Source organism: Caldimonas manganoxidans ATCC BAA-369 (assembly GCF_000381125.1).
GTDB classification, from domain to species: Bacteria; Pseudomonadota; Gammaproteobacteria; order Burkholderiales; family Burkholderiaceae_C; genus Caldimonas; species Caldimonas manganoxidans.
Genome location: NZ_KB906016.1, coordinates 1 through 1,189, shown reverse-complemented (window position 1 = coordinate 1,189; position 1,189 = coordinate 1). Strand labels below are relative to the sequence as shown.

The 1,189-nt window shown below is 64.6% G+C and carries 2 protein-coding genes; both read left to right on the top strand.

Annotated elements, in window-relative coordinates:
- Positions 1-324 (top strand): DUF2345 domain-containing protein (locus F615_RS20260; protein ID WP_019562416.1); only part of this gene is annotated, 324 nt, incomplete at its 5' end.
- On the top strand, positions 314-1,189 hold an 876-nt coding region (locus tag F615_RS0117420), incomplete at its 3' end, for an esterase/lipase family protein (protein WP_375060607.1). The genes F615_RS20260 and F615_RS0117420, both read left to right, overlap by 11 nt.

Below are 1,189 nucleotides of genomic sequence, written 5' to 3'. Positions count from 1 at the left end.
GCAGGCGGCGCGCGCATCACCCTGCAAGCCTCCGGCATCACCGTGGAATGCCCCGGCACGATCCGGGTGCAGGCCGCGCAGAAGCGGATGGTGGGCCCCAGCCACATCGCCTACGAGATGAACGCTTGGCCCCAGGCCACACCCTTCGACGAGCAGTACGTCTTGAGGTGGCCAGACGGCAGCCCCATCGCGCGCAGACGCTTTGAGATCACCCGCCCTGATGGCACCGTGGTGCGTGGCACCACCGATGCCCAAGGAGCTACAGGGTTGCAGAAGGATCTCTTCGCCAACGCGTTGGACCTGAAGCTACTCGATGAAAACTGAGACCATGAGCAACGAGCTGGACATGAGCAAAGCCCGGGTGATCGAACCCGAGTTCGACCACCGCGGCACGCCCATCTGGAGGAGTGTGCTCAGCCCACCGGACGACACCTTTGCGCTGGTGTATGTCATCCCCACACGCATCATCCCCGTCATCGTCGTGCCCGGCGTGATGGGCAGCAATCTCAAGCCGAAGGACAAAGGCGAAAGTTGGCGGATGGACTCCAAGCTGACCGCCCTGTCTTGGGCCACCAAAAGCGCCAAGCAAAGAAAGACCTTCCTACGCCCCGAAGTCATGGTGGTGGATGACGACGGCAAAGTGCCCACCGACATGAAGCTGCCGGCCGAAGAGCTCAAGCGCCGGGGCTGGGGTGAGATCGCGGCGATGAGCTATGGCTCCGCACTGCGCTGGCTGGAAGAGCACCTGAACGACTTCGGCTCGTACCAGAACGGCCTGCGCGCCCAGCTCCGGCGCGAGGCACTGGGTGCGCAGGTGGGCGAGCAACTGCTGAGCGAGGACGAAGTGCGCCTGAGCTACCGCTATCGCTTCCCGGTGCATGCCTTTGGCTACAACTGGCTGGACGACAATGCCCAGTCCGCCCAAGCCCTGGGCCGTCGTATCGACGAGATCATCGAGCGCTACAACCAGCGTGAAATGTCTCACGGCTGTCCGCTGGCGCGCTGCGAGAAGGTGATCCTGGTCACCCACAGCATGGGCGGGCTGGTGGCTCGGTATTGCTCCGAGGTGCTGGGCTACCGGGACAAGATTTACGGCATCGTGCACGGGGTGATGCCGGCCACGGGGGCGGCCGCGGTGTACCGGCGCATGAAGGCCGGCACCGAAGGCCCCTGGGGCGTGGCCCAGGTG